The organism is Novosphingopyxis sp., assembly GCF_965218915.1.
Classification (GTDB): domain Bacteria; phylum Pseudomonadota; class Alphaproteobacteria; order Sphingomonadales; family Sphingomonadaceae; genus Novosphingopyxis.
The window spans coordinates 3,177,050-3,191,115 of sequence record NZ_OZ244708.1; the positions used below are offsets into that span (position 1 = coordinate 3,177,050).

A 14,066-nucleotide genomic window follows, 5' to 3' on the forward strand; every position below is an offset into this window, starting at 1 on the left:
TTGCTGCAACTCGACGGAGCCGACGATGGCCTCCGCGAACGCGTCCGTTCTGCACGCGTCTCTGTTGGGGAGGAGGCGCTCGTTGACCTTCGTCGTCGTCTGCAGGATGTCCGCTGGCCGACGCGTGAGACGGTCGAGGACTGGTCCCAGGGCGTGCCGCTCGGCCGGATGAAGGCTTTTAACGACTATTGGCTGAATACTTACGACTGGCGGCGCTGCGAGGCGATGTTGAATAGCTGGTGTCCGCACGTCACGACGCTGGACGGCTTGGAGATCGCGTTCTTCCACATTCGCTCTCCGGAGACCGACGCCCTGCCGATGATCATGACCCATGGTTGGCCCGGCTCGATACTTGAGTTCAATCGGGTTGTGGGACCATTGACCGATCCGGTCTCTCACGGCGGCGACGCGGGCGACGCGTTCCACCTCGTTCTGCCCTGCTTACCCGGCTTCGGATTCTCGGCGCAGCCCGAGTCGGCCGGATGGACGGTCGGGCGCATCGCGACGGCCTGGGCGGAACTGATGGATCGATTGGGATACGGTCGCTGGGTCGCGCAGGGCGGCGATTGGGGCGCGATGGTAACCTCACATTTGGCGGCCGCCGCACCTTCCGGTTGCGTTGCCGTCCATCTCAATACAGTCGATATCGCCAGCGACTCCGTAGACGACCATGACAACGGCCCGGATGCCCAGCGTGCGCGCGCCAAGGCCGAGCGCTACGCGGCCGAGGAGATCGGCTACGTGAAAGAGCAGGCAACACGGCCCCAGACGCTAGGCTACGCCTTGGCCGATTCCCCAACTGGTCAGGCTGCTTGGATCTACGAGAAGTACAAGGGGTGGATGGATCCGTCGCGCGAACCGGAGGATGCGTTCGGGTTCAATGCAATGATCGACAACATCATGCTCTACTGGTTGACGGACAGCGCCGCGTCGTCAGCCCGCCTCTACTGGGAGAGCCTGGCGGACGGTGCGCTGTCTTCGCCGGTGGAGCTGCCGGTCGCCGTCACACTTTTCCTAGACGACGTGACCTACACGCCGCGCCATCGGGCCGAGCGGCTGCTTCGCAACATCATCAGCTGGAACGAGGTGGAAACGGGCGGTCATCTTGCGGCCTTTGAACGGCCTGACCTATTTACTCCAGAAGTTTGCCAAGCCTTCCGCACCTTCCGCACCGGTTACTAGAACACTTTTCATCAAAAGGAGTTTGCCCTTGCGTTTTCCGATGGTCCAACCAGTCACAGACATGACCAGAGCCTCGCTTGGAGATCGGCTCGCGCCCGGAGTTGACGAGTATCTCGACATGTTCCACGAGGATGCGGTGTTTGAGTTCCCGTTTGGGATGGGCGGCGGCGTCCGGAAGGAAGGAAAGTCCGCCATGGCTGACTTCTTGGCCGAAATAGCGGGGTCGACCATATTTTACCGGTTTGATTTGAAGGAAGCACATCCCATCAATGCGGGTGGAATGGTACTTGAATACCATGCTCGCGCCAGCGCCGGCGAGTCCAAAACTCCTTTTGAGCAGGACTATGTCGCGGTTGCGCAGACGCATGGGGGCCGCATCGGACTCTACCGGGAGTATCTTGACCCGCTCAATATCCCAGGGGTCATTGCGAAGGCTGCCAGCACTCCGCTCGACGACACACCTCTAGATGGTCCAACAACCGATCTCGAAGCCATGCTAAAAGGGGCGTTGGGTGACCAGCTCAACCTAGCGGGGAACTCTTTTTTGGACCTATTTGCCGAAAATGCTGTTCTCGAATGCCCGTTCGCGCCGCCCGGTGCGATGCGACGGTTACAGGGTAAGGATGCAATCTCCGCCTACTATGAGCGGCTGACCGCCGTGCAGAAGTCGGACGGAATGGTGCAGACAGGCCACTATCCGGCCGAGGACAAACACATGGCGCTATTGGAGTATGAGGGGCTCGTCCGCGACGCTCGCGATGGGGACGTTTATCGGCAGAAGTATCTTGCGATCGCCAAAGCCGAGTCTGGCCGGCTGACGCTCTTCCGAGAGTATTGGAATCCCTTGCCGGTGCTGGCGGCGTTCGGGCCAGGTGGCCCCGCGCCGATGGCTCGGCGGTGAGGCTCAGGTCGATCGTTTCGATATGGATGGCGCCGTTACTGGTAATTTTCACACCGGGCGGAGCGATAGCACGGAATGTCGAAGAAGTAGTTACTGCACCGTCGGGTTGGCGTCGTCCTGCCTGCTAGATTCCAGCATCAGGTAGACGAGGTTGGCATTTGGCGATCTTATGTTGATGCTAAGCGGCTTTTGCGGCTTTTGAGATGGGCATGATTAGGCTGACGATTGTATACGCAACAGGCTTAAGCTGTGCCTGATATACTGCGCCGAAAACGGCGAGCGTACCGAGCGGATCGTCTGGCCTTTATCGCTTGGCTACTCTGCCACCAGACGCGTGCTGATCGCGCGGTGCGAGTTGCGGGATACCTTTTTGCGCTTCCGCATCAATCGGATGCAAGCTGCCAAACCTCTGGATCAGCCGATCGGCGAGTCACGCGGATCTCTGCTCCGACGCTGGGATGCATGGCGGTCGGCAGAGCTTCGCAAGCGCGAGAGGCGCCCTTGGGCCAACCGGCCGAAAATTTGGCTGCCAGGATCGCGATGGAGTGCATGAACATCTCGCGCTCCAAACGTAAGCGTGGCCTGTGGGACGCAGGTCAGGCCGCTTTGGCGACGGGTTCTTCGATCAGCGGCCGCCAGTTCCAGGGCATGAGCTCATCCCAGCGGGAGGCGGGCCAGTCCGCTGCGATCTTTGTGATGATGTCGGCGATGTAGCTCTGCGGCTCGATGCCATTCATCTTGGCGGTCTCGATGACGGAGTAGATTGCGGCGGCGCGCTCGCCGCCTGCCTGGGAGCCCGCGAACAGCCAGTTCTTCCTGCCGACGGCTATGGGGCGAATGGCACGCTCGGCGATATTGTTATCCATCTCGAGCTGGCCATTATCGAGGAAGCGGGTGAACGCGGTCCATCGCTTGGTGCCGTATCGAATGGCCTTGGTCATGGGCGATTTTGGCGACAGCTTGCGCAAGGCGTCGTCGAGCGCGACGCGAAGCGCCGTTACCAGCGGCCGCGACCGCTCCTGACGGGTGCTTCGTCGGATATCGACAGACTGGCCGCGGATCTCGGCTTCGATCGCGTAGAGCTTGCCGATGCGGCCCAGCAGATCGGTGGTGAGCGCTATCGGCTGCTGCTTGTGGCGTTCGAATATCTCGCGCCGGAAATGAGCCCAGCAGGCAACCTCGGATATCCGGCCATCGGTGTAGAGGCCATTGAACCCGGAATAGGCATCGGCTTGAAGGAAGCCGTTGAATCCGGCGAGCTCGCGCCTGGGGTGGATGCCAGCGCGGTTGGCGGTGAACCGATACCAAGCCAGCGGCGGTGTGGCGGCGCCGGAAGCGCGGTCATCGACGACATAGGCCCAGAGCTGGCGGTCGCGGTCTTGCCGGTGCCGGGAGCCAGAACCTTTACCGGCGTGTCGTCAGCGTGGAGCTTGCTCGCCTTGAGGCCCTCCTCGCGGATGCGCTGGACGATCGGGTCGAGCAAATGCGCGGCTTGGCCTATCCAACCGGCAAGGGTCGAGCGGTCGATCTCGACGCCTTGCGCTGCCATCATCTCGGCCTGGCGATAGAGCGGCAGGTGATGATCGAACTTGGCCACGGCAATATGGGCGACCGTGCCGAACGTCGCCTTGCCGCGCGCGATCGGCTTGGGCGGTGCCGGTGCCTGCACGATCCTCTCACAGGCGCGGCAGCTATACTTGGGCCGAATATTACGCACGACACGCCAGCTGACCGGCACCACATCGAGCATCTCATCGGCATCGGCACCGAGGCGGCGAAGCGCGCCGCCGCAAGATGGACAGGTGCAGGAGCCGGTCACAGGCTCGTGGACGACCTCGTCACGCGGCAGATGTGGTGGCAGCGAACGGACCGGTGCGGGCCGATCGGACTTTACGATATCTGGCGCGCTGACATCGGCGATGGCCGCGTCGGCCTCATACTCTTCCAGCGCCAGTTCCAGCTGCTCGATCTCGCGCGCTAGCTTCTCGGATGAGGTGCCAAAGGTCATCCGGCGCAGCCGTGCAAGCTGGGTGCGGAGCATCTCGATTACGCGGTCGCGGGCATCGATCTGGGTGTGCAGGCTGACGATCAGTGCATCCCGATCGGGAGTAGAAACGGCGTCCTGTGGCACTCCCCATCATTACCGAATCGGCGCTCGAAAAACCATCAAAAACGGCGGTATTACGCCATTTATTAGCCTGCCAGCGCTGGCCTCCAGGTTCGCTCTGGACGGCGCCAGTCGACGCCTTCCAAAAGCATCGACAGCTGGCATGCGGACAGATGCGCGGTGCCGGTCTGGCTCATCGGCCAGACGAACTTGCCGCGATCGATCCGCTTGGAGAACAGGCAGAACCCTTGGCCGTCATACCAGAGCAGCTTGATCAGATCGCCGCTCCGTCCCCGAAATGCGAAGACAGCACCCGAGTGCGGGTTCTGCTTCAGGACCTCCTGCGCCATGACCGCAAGCCCGCACATACCCTTGCGCATATCGGTTACGCCGCAGGCCAGCCAAACCTTCGTTGCTGGCGGAAGCGCGATCATCGCTCCAGCACCGACAGCACGCGGCCAAGTGCTTCGGCATCGACCGAGGCATCGACGCTCAGCTTGATCCCGCTGGGCAGCTCGATCGCGATCTTGCCTGACATCGCAGGCGGCAACGATGCCAATGACGGCAGCCGCGCCACCGCGATCGGATCGGCAACGCTCACCTCAGCGAAGGACGCACCGGGCTCCGCTGCAGGTAGCGCCAATGCCTTTGACGGTCGATCGATTAGCAGCCCTGCCATCGCATTACGACGCCAGGTGTAGAGCAACCCACTGGTGACTTCATGCCGCTCCATGGCATCGCGCACCGATCCACCCGGGCCGAAAGCATCGCGCAGCATCGCCAGCTTCTGTTCAACGCTCCAGAACCGCCGCCCTGACACACGGGCAATAACCTCGATCCGACCAGTCATACGAGCGCTCGTATGACCTCTCGCATCAGCTCCGACTGCTTCGTCTACTACGCCACTCCGCCCAAAGGCGATGAACATCGCAGCAATCTCACCATCGGCAAGGCGGCCTATGCGCCACGCTTACCTCCAAACGCGAAAGCTGCATCATCTTTAATAGAGCCTAACTCAAAGGAAGTCGGATCATTTGCTTGCACGAAACGCGGCGGCGAGCATTCCTGCTAAGCGCGCGATGTGATGCCTGTCCGAACGTTTGCCCAACACTGCCAAGCGCCAGTAGAGCGGCGATGCGATCAGGTCGGCTGCCGTCTCACGGTCCACCGAGGAAGATATCTCACCACGCTCTACCGCGCGGTCAAGGAGCCCGTCGATCCGCTCGCGCCGAGCCCGCTGAAATGGTCGTATCGCTTGTTGGAGTGCCGGGGTACGCTCAATTTCCGAATGAAGGTCCGTGAGTATACGCTTCACCAGCGGATGACGCAGCACCCGACGTAGTGCGAGCAGCACAGCTTCAATGTCACCTTCCAAGGAACCTTGATCGCCCACCTCGGTGATCGTTAGCCCAACCTGGGACAGCAGGTCGCTGGCCATGACTGCTTTTTCGGGCCATCGCCTATAAAGAGCAGCCTTCCCAACGCCCGCCGACTGCGCAACCCGCTCTAGGCTTATGCTGGAATAACCAGTGCTCGCCCATTCCCGAAAGAACGCCCGCGTCAGCGATTCAGTCACGTCTGTACGCCTGACGGCCGCACCGCTTAGTGGGCGGGATGAAGCAGTGCCCTCGTCGGAACGGTTGCGTTCCATCGCAAAATCCCTATCTGCAAACGGAACGCAACCGTTCCGACGAAATAGGATTAGACTATGACCGACAGCGTTGAAAGCTTTTCGAAGATGCTGAGCAAAGCGTTGGGAGCCCGGATCAATGCGGACGTCAGCACCTTTTTAGAGATGGTCGCTGATGACGGTGTGATGGAGTTTCCTTATTCGCCGCCCGGTATGACCAAGCGTCTTGACGGTCGAGCCGCCGTTGCAAAACATTTGGAGCACCTTGGTAACCTTATTGCCATCGAACGAATGGGCGAGCCGATCGTGCATCCGACTACCGATCCAGAGGTGGTGATTATCGAGTTCGACGGCTTCGGACGCGGCGTAGATACGGGCGAGCCGTACAACCAGAGCTTTGTATCGGTAATACGCACGAAAGGTGGCCGCATTATCCACTACCGCGACTACTGGAACCCCCTCGTCGTAATGCGGGCAATCAAAGGCGCGGCGGCTGTTGATGCTCTCTTTGCGGGGGACACTGACCATGAGTGATCGCATCTTGGTCACCGGCGGCACAGGCAAGACAGGGCGGCTGGTTGCGGGGCAGCTCGTCAATCGAGGAATCGAGGCGCTTATCGCGACACGGTACCCCTCCTCGGCTGATCATGTTTACTTCGATTGGGATGATCCCACAAGCCATGCCTCCGCGCTAGATGGTGTGACCTCCGTTTATCTCGTCGCGCCGACTGATCGGACTGAGCAACTCCCCGCCATGCGCCCATTTCTTGAGCAGGCGGTGAGCCGAGCCTCTGGACGGCTGGTTCTGCAGAGCGCATCGTCGCTCGACGAGGGCGGCCCAATGATGGGCGAAGTCCATGCTTGGCTCCACACCTATGCGCCCCGCTGGACGGTGCTGCGCCCAAGCTGGTTCATGCAGAACTTCACGACCCAACATCTCCCTTCGATCACTCATGACAGATGCATCTATTCAGCCACGCAGGACGGGCGCGTTCCTTTCATCGATGTCGCCGACATCGCCGCGGTAGGGGTTGAGGCTCTGACCGATCCAGCCCTCGCTTCCAGGGACCATGTGCTGACCGGGCCGGAGGCTCTAACCTATGATGAGGTAGCTCACCTGATTGCAGAAGAGGTCAGCCGCCCGGTACACCACCTCCGTCTTTCGATGGAAAAGTTGACTGCCCGTTATGTTGGCGTCGGAATTCCACAACATTACGCGATGGCGCTTGCCCGGATGGATGAGGCAATCGCACAAGGAGCCGAAGATCGCACGACTGTGGAAGTTGAGCGGATGACAGGGCACACGCCCAACAGTTTTGTCAATTTTCTTGCCACGAACCGCTCTTGTTTCGACACGGCATGATTAAATAGCATGATAGTTCTGCGATGAGCGCGCAGGCGCCATTTAGAAAGTGAGCCGAGCAGAGATTCTGCCTAACTTCCGGTGATTACAGTTGGCAATGAGCGCCGGCTCATCCGTTCGCTCCAGACGCTCGCAAACTTGCCGGCCGAGGTGACCGTCTTTAATTAACATTGATCGGTCGTCCCTCGCTTCCCGAACAGATCATCAATGCCGGAGTCTCGTTGCCTCACGAGCGCCGCTGTTCTGTCTGTGGCGTTCGGGAACTTACGCAAGCGGCGGGTTTGACGATCGGACCGTTCACAAATCATTTTCAATCGAAGGAGGCGTTCGCTGTCACGGTGCTGGACCGCTACATGGACGTCCTATTGGAGGTCGCAGAGTGCACGTTGCGCGATGAGATGACAGAGCCGTTGGACCGCATCTTAGGCTATTTCGAAGCAATTGGGGAGATTGCCGGCCCGGCTCGCTGGCTTTTTGGTTGCATGTTGGCCAATCTGGGCCTGGAGTTGCCGATGCACAGTGAGTTGGTGCGGGAGCGCCTGCTGGCTGGATTTGAGGATCTCAAGGCGCCCTTCGCCGAAGCCATCGCCGATGGGCAGGCGCGCGGTCAGGTGCGCTGGGATCTTGCTGCCGATAAATTGGCAATCGTCGTCTTAGCTGCGTGGCACGGCGCGCTACTTAAAGCCAAGGTCGAACAGTGCGGCACCGCGCCGAAGATCATTGCTGGGTCGCTGCCGCTCCCTTTGCGACCGACCGTTACTTGACCTGTTTGATTGCTACGGGAGAGTGCGGCAAGGGTGACCCAAGCTCCTCTGAGACGGCTTGGCCGAACGGGGTCATCAATGCTGAGTCTTGGTCGCTGATCAAGTCGGCTCTACGCTTCGGGCTGGACCGATTTTGTGCATGCTTCGCGCCAAAGACAGGGCTTTGTCAGCTAAGATGGTCTTTGTAAAAACCGTCAAGCCGCTCGATCGCCTGGTCGACGTACTCGTCCTTGTCGTACAGGTCGTAGTGCCCTGCACCGTCGATTATGAGAAAGTCCTCCTTGTTGGTCGCACGCTCAAACAGGGTCTTGCCGTCTTGGAAGGAAAAGGTTGTCCCCAGCCGGCCGCCGACGATGACCTGAAGCGGTTGGGTTAGCAACTCTCCAACAAGGTGGAAGGCATCAAAGCCCATCAACGCACCGTTGCTGTGAAAAAGGAGCCGATTTGTACGGGTATCCGAGGGTCGGCGGTTAGCGTAGAAGTCGACCGCGTCCAGCGTGTCAGGGTCAGTAATGCCTGCGGCCTTTGCCTCATCCATGGAATTGGGAATCCAAGGCTCTCGGCGCGACTTTCCGCCGCGCGCTTCGGAGGTGCGCTGTTTGCCGACCTCCTCGAGCGTCTCCACAATTGCGTCCGCATCGAGCGCTGTGCTGCGCCAGGCCCTGCCCATGTTGACGGCTACGACAGTGCCAACTGCTTTGAGCCGGTGCTCCGTCATCGCGGCGTTTACAGCGTAGCCGCCGCCGTTGCAGACGCCAAGCACGCCAACACGGTTTGCTTCGACGTAAGGAAGCGTCATTAAATAATCTACGGCGCAACGGACATCCTCGACTCGCGCAGCCGGATCCTCCAAGTCCCGCGGCTTGCCTCCACTCTGCCCTTGGTAGGACGCGTCGAATGTGATCGTGACGAACCCGCGCGCGGTCAGCTTCTCACCATATACCGCGCCGACCTGCTCCTTCACGCTGCTCCCGGGCGTGACAATAACAAGCGCGGCGTAGTTAGAGCTTTCATCGAATTCATCCGGAAGCCGAAGGTCGGCGGCCAAATCGATATCGCGATTTTTGAATGAGATGTGCTTGAGGGTTTGGGTCATATTCGTGGCTTCTCCTATTTAAATTAGACGGGGTGCCGCCCGGCATACCTTTGTAGAAGAAGTCATGCCAGTTGGCGCGGGCTGACTCTTTCTGTGAATGACTCCCTAAACTTGGCGATCGATTGCGTCGCATCATAGCATGTCTCGAACGTCGTTTCCAAATTGAATACTTTCGTAAGCAGCGGATGGCCATAGGCCTCGGCGGCGTCTACGAAATTTTCTTCACCAATTCGTTAGTGATCGCGCGGACCAACCAATGACCCCATTCGTTCTCTACAGCAGGATCGTATCCGGCCTGCATCGGGCTCACCGCAATTGCTGAACGAAAGACGATCGATTCGTTGGCTTGTTGCACCGTGCTTGGCTCCTCGGGATTGATAATAACAGATAGACCAGGCAAGTGTGGTATCTCTAGACCGCGTTGCTTAGCTAGAGCTACGATTTCCGTAGAACTGTATTTGGCCATGTTCTCGACAAAGCGAAGTTCGTTGCGCGCTTTTAACCATTAACGGCGGTCATCAATCAGGCTGATCGCAGCGCTTGGTGGATCGAGCAGAAGCGTCGCCAGCCGAGTGATTTTGTCAAATTCATCTTCGGCCGGGGAGTCAGGCAACTCGTCCTCAGCGAGCGCCTTCAACCGCTTCGCTTCAAGACGGCCTGAATTCAGCGGGGTATGGTCGCCGCAACTCATGCAGCTGTTCTACTAAGCTAACGTAGAAGTATTGTTAACCTCGACACTTTTATAGACTTAACCAAGACCAACTTAAGGGCCAGCATTAAGGTTTGTATTTGAGGCTTTGAATTATCAAATGTTCCTTTTTTAAAAACTTGGAGGTGCAAGCTTAGGTTAAAGGAAGAAAGCGCCCAAATAACCCCAGCAGTAACGAAGTTTAGACTACTGCACTCTCATTTCTGATATTGGACACAGCTGGACGCTAAGCGCGATCGAAGCCGGACAACGGTGGGGTTGTGTCGGTGTTCGAAGGATAAACCGGGAAAGCCAAATGATTACCGTTCTCCCCGGTATGCATCACGATGCCGCAAAGTGGCGCTCTAATGCGGTGAGCGCGACGCGGACTTTGGCGGGGTGAGTCTCGCGAGCGGGCGTCAGCATTGTCACTGGCCGCGACGGCAGATGCCAGCGCGACAGCAGCTGTGACAAGGCCCCACGCTCCAACGCCGGTCGCGCGTCGGCATGGAACAGGCGCGCCATGCCCATGCCTTGCTCGCACATCTGTTGCAGCGCGATCTGGTTAGAAGTGGCGATGTGGATCGGGAGGTCAATCTTTTCATGGTGACCGTGGCGGTCGTCCAAGTGGAGAGCGAAGCTGGGAACCACTTCACCGGTCGCTGTTCTGTCTGGCGCCTCCCGATCGAGGCCTAGCCACTGATGCTGCGCAAGGTCGGACGGCGTTTCGGGGGTGCCGTGCCGAGCAAGATAGGTTGGCGCGGCACATAGGATCAGGTCAAGGTCACCCAGTTTGCGGCACTGCCACCCGCTTTCCGCCGCCTCGCCGACCCGCAACGCAACATCGATCCGGTGCGCGGCAAGATCGATCAGTGCATCGTCCACGATCAGTCGCAGTCTAAGCCCCCGCCATTCGGCGAGGACCGGCGCGAGCGCGGGTGCAATGTGCGCCCCGAAGCCGACTGGAGCGGCGACCCGCAGCTCGCCACTGGGCGCGTCGCGCGCTTGGTCGAGCGCGGCTGCGGCAGCTTGCCCCGCCTCCAGTACCCGTAGGCAATGAGGCAAGCAGCGCTCGCCGGCCTCGGTCAGTGTTAACTGCCGCGTCGCCCGGTGGAAAAGCGTGACGCCGGTCTGCCGCTCCAGATTGCCGATGATCTGGCTGACCGCCGATGGCGTCAGACCCAGTCTGCGGGCGGCCGCGCTCATCGAGCCAGCCGAAACCGTTTCTGCAAAGATCGCGTAGGGCTTTAGGTTGAGCATCTGTTAGCTGGCCTTATAGTATAAGTTAGAGATGATCGTCTAATCACCCCCATGTGAACAGGTCATAACAGTAGCACATGACTGATCCGAAGCTCCACTATATCCACGACCCGCTATGCGGCTGGTGTTACGCAGTGACCCCGATGGTCGAGGCCGTCGCGAACGCCGGCATTCCGATCGTGCTGCATGGCGGCGGGCTGTGGGAGTCGGCTGCCGACTTGGCCCCTGACAAGCGCGCTTATATTCGCCGTAGCGACGCCCGCATCGCGGAATTGTCCAGCATGACCGTCAGCGCCGCCTATCTCAAGGGCCTGCTCATCGACGCGGACACAGTGTTCTGGTCGCGCCCGACGATCGCCGCCGTCCTCGCCGCCGGTGCCGTTGAGCGGGGGGCGGAGTTGCGGATGATGCACGCCATCCAGCGCGCGCATTATGTGGAAGGGAGCCGCGTGGTGGAAGCCCATGTTCTGACCGACGTGGCACGGTCGGTCGGTTTGGACGCCGATGCCTTCGGCCGCGCGATCGAGATCGTATCGGTCGACGAGCATATCGCTGCGACCCGTCGCTTGATGCGGCAAGATGGGATAAAGGGCTTTCCCGGTTTCTTGATGCAACGCGGCGGCGAGCTGGTCCGCGTCCAACACGAGTCCTTTTACGGTCGACCCGACGCCTTTCTCCACGCCGTCGAAGCCGCAGCAAGGACCTCACCTGCCGCCTGACCAGTCATCCGTCACCCACCAAATCGAAAGGACTGTTTTATGAAGATCGCCCTCATTGGCGCCACTGGCTATGTTGGTGCCAAGCTCCTCGCCGAAGCGCTTGATCGCGGCCATCAGGTCACGGCCATCGTCACCGACGTCGGCAAGCTATCCGATCGCACCGGCCTGACCGGCGTATCTGCAGACGCGACCGATTCCGACGTTCTGTCGAGGGATGTCGCGGGCCACGACGTGGTCATCAGCGCTTACAATCCAGGACGCGACACCACAGGAACCGCGACGCAGGCCATCGTAAACGGCGTGAAGCGCGGCGGCGTTTCCCGGTTCCTTGTCGTGGGTGGAGCCGGATCGCTCAGTCTGCCGAACGGCGAGCGGGTCGTGGACCAGCCGGACTTCCCGATTGAGTGGAAGATCGGCGCGCTCGCCACCGCCGCGTTCCTCGACCAGCTTCGAGGTGAGACAGGGCTGGATTGGGTATTTCTCAGCCCCGCCGCCATGCTGACGCCGGGCGAGCGTACCGGCCATTATCGCAGCGGCAAGGACGACCTGCTGACCGACGATGCCGGCGACAGCCGTATTTCGCTCGAAGATTACGCGGTTGCGATGCTTGACGAAGCAGAGCACCCCAAGCACCACCGCGAGCGGTTCACCGTTGCCTATTAAGGGCGTTCGAGCTGGATGCCCCCGATCGAACCGGCAAACCTGCATCGCGCATCTCCGGGAGACGCCCACATGCTGACCTTGTACTATTCTCCGCGCGCTTGCTCGATGGCTTCGCATGTCGCCCTGGAAGAGGCCGGCGCCATCTTCGAGGCGAAAAAGGTCGACATTTTCACGGGCGAGCAGCGCAAGTCCGACTATCTGGCGATCAACCCGCGCGCCAAGGTGCCCGCGCTGCGCTTCGACGACGGGCGCGTGCTGACGGAAAGCACGGCAATCTTGGGGTGGATTGGAACGGCTTACCCCGACCGCAACATGCTCGGCGTCGACCCGGTCGATCAAGCGCAGACCATCGCGATGTGCGCGTGGTTGTCCGGCACTGTCCACCCTGCGTTCGGTCAGTTCGTGCATCCCGAACGCCTGGTCGCCGACCCGTCCGCGCACTCGGCTCTCAAAGCGGAAGCCAAAGCGACGTTCTGGCGTTACCTCCAAGAGTTGGACGCCAGGCTCTCTGGTCGCCCCTGGATCATGGGCAATCAATTTACTGTCGCCGACCCCTATGCGCTGGTGTTCTACCCGTGGGGTCGCGAGCTAGGATTGCCAATTAAGCAATTGGCAAACCTGAACGTCATGAAGGACCGGTTGATCGAGCGACCTAGCGCCCGGCGCGCGCTCGAACGCGAACAAAGCGTGCTGCTGTCAATGTTACCGGACCACCTCCCTGCAGAAAATATCCCGCATGCGGGACCCTAGAATTGGGCGTGCTCGACTAAGCGCAGGTGTCGGCCAACACTTGAAAGACGACACCCCTGACGAAGCCGCGTCCGATCCAGCGCTTTCCGCGCGACAATCAGTGTCGGATTGCTAAGCTACCCGGGAATCTTGGAAGGGAGGTTTTCCGGATGCTAGGCTCAGGGCTCATTGATTGATCCAGAAGATGACGGTTGCAGCGATGCAGATGGCGGACGTGAAGGTTTGGGCGCATCGGTCGTAGCGGGTGTGGATGCGCCGCCAGTCTTTGATCCTGCCGAACATATTCTCGACCTTGTGGCGCTGGCGATAGAGGGTGCGGTCATGCGGGATCGGGACTTTGCGGTTCGATTTTGACGGGATGCATGTGGTAATACCGCGCTCGATCAGGGCGTGGCGGAACCAGTCGGCGTCGTAGCCGCGATCACCGAGCAGGACATTGGCCTTGGGGAAGGCGTGCAGCATCAGCGCTGCACCTTTGTAATCACTCATCTGGCCTTCGCTCAGCAGCAGGATCAAGGGACGGCCCAGGCCATCGCAGACCGCGTGGAGCTTCGAGTTCAACCCACCTCTGGTTCGTCCGATACGTCTGGGAACAGCCCCTTTTTTCAGAGGCTTGCCGCCGTGCGGTGCGCCTTCAGGTGCGTGGCGTCGATCATCAGTTGGTCGGGCTTGCCCGCCTTCGCCGCGAGGCCTGCAAAGATCTTGTTGAACACGCCCATGCGGCTCCAGCGGATGAACCGGTTATAAATCGTCTTGGGCGGGCCGTACTCGGCGGGAGCATCGCGCCAACGCAGACCGTTGCGAATTACGAATATGATCCCGCTAATAATCCGCCGGTCATCGACCCTCGGAACCCCGTGCGACAGTGGAAAATACGGTTCTATCCGGCGCATCTGCGCTTCCGACAACCAAATCAGATCACTCATGGCAACGCCTCCTCAGC

At 60.1% G+C, this 14,066-nt stretch carries 17 protein-coding genes and 2 pseudogenes; 9 read left to right on the forward strand and 10 right to left on the reverse strand.

Annotated features, from left to right (window positions below):
- The 3 genes from ACOQPC_RS14985 to ACOQPC_RS14995 all read left to right on the forward strand — a co-directional run bounded on the left by ACOQPC_RS14985 (position 1) and on the right by ACOQPC_RS14995 (position 2,636).
- Positions 1-1,182, forward strand: coding sequence for an epoxide hydrolase family protein (locus ACOQPC_RS14985; protein WP_420606509.1), 1,182 nt, complete (start codon positions 1-3; stop codon positions 1,180-1,182).
- A gap of 28 nt (positions 1,183-1,210) precedes the next feature.
- A complete protein-coding gene (locus tag ACOQPC_RS14990) occupies positions 1,211-2,083 on the forward strand; it encodes a nuclear transport factor 2 family protein (RefSeq protein ID WP_420606510.1) in 873 nt (290 codons plus the stop codon).
- A 256-nt stretch (positions 2,084-2,339) separates the two neighbouring features.
- On the forward strand, positions 2,340-2,636 hold the full coding sequence (locus ACOQPC_RS14995) for a WYL domain-containing protein (RefSeq protein WP_420608162.1): 297 nt from the start codon (positions 2,340-2,342) through the stop codon (positions 2,634-2,636).
- A gap of 43 nt (positions 2,637-2,679) precedes the next feature.
- On the opposite strand, the pseudogene tnpC reads toward ACOQPC_RS14995, so the two are convergent.
- The 5 genes and pseudogenes from tnpC to ACOQPC_RS15020 form a co-directional block, all read right to left on the reverse strand.
- Positions 2,680-4,214: pseudogene (gene tnpC / locus ACOQPC_RS15000) on the reverse strand (IS66 family transposase).
- Between the two features lie 62 nt (positions 4,215-4,276).
- Complete coding sequence (gene tnpB / locus ACOQPC_RS15005) at positions 4,277-4,624, reverse strand: IS66 family insertion sequence element accessory protein TnpB (protein WP_420606511.1); 348 nt, start codon at positions 4,622-4,624, stop codon at positions 4,277-4,279.
- Complete coding sequence (locus ACOQPC_RS15010; RefSeq protein WP_420606512.1) at positions 4,621-5,118, reverse strand: transposase; 498 nt, start codon at positions 5,116-5,118, stop codon at positions 4,621-4,623. Before ACOQPC_RS15010 ends, tnpB begins: the two co-directional genes overlap by 4 nt.
- 102 nt (positions 5,119-5,220) lie before the next feature.
- Positions 5,221-5,628 carry a TetR-like C-terminal domain-containing protein gene (locus ACOQPC_RS15015; RefSeq protein ID WP_420608163.1) on the reverse strand — a complete coding sequence of 136 codons (408 nt, stop codon included), beginning with the start codon at positions 5,626-5,628 and terminating at the stop codon, positions 5,221-5,223.
- Between the two features lie 51 nt (positions 5,629-5,679).
- Positions 5,680-5,841, reverse strand: a pseudogene (locus tag ACOQPC_RS15020) (TetR family transcriptional regulator); the annotation flags it as partial.
- A gap of 57 nt (positions 5,842-5,898) precedes the next feature.
- Here ACOQPC_RS15020 and ACOQPC_RS15025 point away from each other — a divergent pair.
- The 3 genes from ACOQPC_RS15025 (at position 5,899) to ACOQPC_RS15035 (ending at position 7,947) form a co-directional block, all read left to right on the forward strand.
- Positions 5,899-6,354, forward strand: coding sequence for a nuclear transport factor 2 family protein (locus ACOQPC_RS15025; protein ID WP_420606513.1), 456 nt, complete (start codon positions 5,899-5,901; stop codon positions 6,352-6,354).
- Positions 6,347-7,183: an NAD(P)H-binding protein gene (locus ACOQPC_RS15030; RefSeq protein ID WP_420606514.1), complete on the forward strand. Its 837-nt coding sequence runs from the start codon at positions 6,347-6,349 to the stop codon at positions 7,181-7,183. Before ACOQPC_RS15025 ends, ACOQPC_RS15030 begins: the two co-directional genes overlap by 8 nt.
- Positions 7,184-7,464: 281 nt before the next feature.
- On the forward strand, positions 7,465-7,947 hold the full coding sequence (locus ACOQPC_RS15035; protein WP_420606515.1) for a TetR family transcriptional regulator C-terminal domain-containing protein: 483 nt from the start codon (positions 7,465-7,467) through the stop codon (positions 7,945-7,947).
- A 166-nt stretch (positions 7,948-8,113) separates the two neighbouring features.
- On the opposite strand, the gene ACOQPC_RS15040 is transcribed toward ACOQPC_RS15035, so the two are convergent.
- The 4 genes from ACOQPC_RS15040 to ACOQPC_RS15055 all read right to left on the reverse strand — a co-directional run bounded on the left by ACOQPC_RS15040 (position 8,114) and on the right by ACOQPC_RS15055 (position 10,991).
- A complete protein-coding gene (locus ACOQPC_RS15040) occupies positions 8,114-9,043 on the reverse strand; it encodes an alpha/beta hydrolase (protein ID WP_420606516.1) in 930 nt (309 codons plus the stop codon).
- Positions 9,044-9,251: 208 nt separating this feature from the next.
- Entirely contained in the window at positions 9,252-9,509 is a 258-nt protein-coding gene (locus ACOQPC_RS15045) for a hypothetical protein (protein ID WP_420606517.1), read from the reverse strand.
- A 39-nt stretch (positions 9,510-9,548) separates the two neighbouring features.
- Complete coding sequence (locus tag ACOQPC_RS15050) at positions 9,549-9,734, reverse strand: hypothetical protein (protein WP_420606518.1); 186 nt, start codon at positions 9,732-9,734, stop codon at positions 9,549-9,551.
- 339 nt (positions 9,735-10,073) lie between these two features.
- Complete coding sequence (locus ACOQPC_RS15055) at positions 10,074-10,991, reverse strand: LysR family transcriptional regulator (protein ID WP_420606519.1); 918 nt, start codon at positions 10,989-10,991, stop codon at positions 10,074-10,076.
- Positions 10,992-11,134: 143 nt separating this feature from the next.
- Here ACOQPC_RS15055 and ACOQPC_RS15060 point away from each other — a divergent pair, with 143 nt between their 5' ends.
- The 3 genes from ACOQPC_RS15060 to ACOQPC_RS15070 all read left to right on the forward strand — a co-directional run bounded on the left by ACOQPC_RS15060 (position 11,135) and on the right by ACOQPC_RS15070 (position 13,123).
- Positions 11,135-11,710: a DsbA family protein gene (locus ACOQPC_RS15060; RefSeq protein WP_420606520.1), complete on the forward strand. Its 576-nt coding sequence runs from the start codon at positions 11,135-11,137 to the stop codon at positions 11,708-11,710.
- Between the two features lie 39 nt (positions 11,711-11,749).
- Positions 11,750-12,373: an NAD(P)-dependent oxidoreductase gene (locus ACOQPC_RS15065; protein ID WP_420606521.1), complete on the forward strand. Its 624-nt coding sequence runs from the start codon at positions 11,750-11,752 to the stop codon at positions 12,371-12,373.
- A 69-nt stretch (positions 12,374-12,442) separates the two neighbouring features.
- The gene (locus ACOQPC_RS15070) at positions 12,443-13,123 is read left to right on the forward strand and encodes a glutathione S-transferase family protein (RefSeq protein WP_420606522.1); all 681 of its coding nucleotides are present in this window, start codon (positions 12,443-12,445) and stop codon (positions 13,121-13,123) included.
- A 165-nt stretch (positions 13,124-13,288) separates the two neighbouring features.
- Here ACOQPC_RS15070 and ACOQPC_RS15075 read toward each other — a convergent pair.
- A protein-coding gene (locus tag ACOQPC_RS15075; protein WP_420606523.1) for an IS5 family transposase occupies positions 13,289-14,049 on the reverse strand; the annotation gives its coding sequence in 2 pieces (ribosomal slippage) (positions 13,289-13,731 and positions 13,731-14,049; 762 coding nt in all).
- Positions 14,050-14,066: the final 17 nt, after the last annotated feature.

Bases quoted from the DNA above. Each gene is read 5' to 3' on its own strand.
- ACOQPC_RS15030 (WP_420606514.1), top strand. From the start codon at position 6,347: ATGAGTGATCGCATCTTGGTCACCGGCGGCACAGGCAAGACAGGGCGG.
- tnpB (WP_420606511.1), bottom strand. From the start codon at position 4,624: ATGATCGCGCTTCCGCCAGCAACGAAGGTTTGGCTGGCCTGCGGCGTA.
- ACOQPC_RS15060 (WP_420606520.1), top strand. From the start codon at position 11,135: ATGGTCGAGGCCGTCGCGAACGCCGGCATTCCGATCGTGCTGCATGGC.
- ACOQPC_RS15065 (WP_420606521.1), top strand. From the start codon at position 11,750: ATGAAGATCGCCCTCATTGGCGCCACTGGCTATGTTGGTGCCAAGCTC.
- ACOQPC_RS15040 (WP_420606516.1), bottom strand. From the start codon at position 9,043: ATGACCCAAACCCTCAAGCACATCTCATTCAAAAATCGCGATATCGAT.
- ACOQPC_RS15015 (WP_420608163.1), bottom strand. From the start codon at position 5,628: ATGGCCAGCGACCTGCTGTCCCAGGTTGGGCTAACGATCACCGAGGTG.
- ACOQPC_RS15055 (WP_420606519.1), bottom strand. From the start codon at position 10,991: ATGCTCAACCTAAAGCCCTACGCGATCTTTGCAGAAACGGTTTCGGCT.
- ACOQPC_RS15045 (WP_420606517.1), bottom strand. From the start codon at position 9,509: ATGGCCAAATACAGTTCTACGGAAATCGTAGCTCTAGCTAAGCAACGC.
- ACOQPC_RS15070 (WP_420606522.1), top strand. From the start codon at position 12,443: ATGCTGACCTTGTACTATTCTCCGCGCGCTTGCTCGATGGCTTCGCAT.
- ACOQPC_RS15010 (WP_420606512.1), bottom strand. From the start codon at position 5,118: ATGTTCATCGCCTTTGGGCGGAGTGGCGTAGTAGACGAAGCAGTCGGA.
- ACOQPC_RS15050 (WP_420606518.1), bottom strand. From the start codon at position 9,734: ATGAGTTGCGGCGACCATACCCCGCTGAATTCAGGCCGTCTTGAAGCG.
- ACOQPC_RS15025 (WP_420606513.1), top strand. From the start codon at position 5,899: ATGACCGACAGCGTTGAAAGCTTTTCGAAGATGCTGAGCAAAGCGTTG.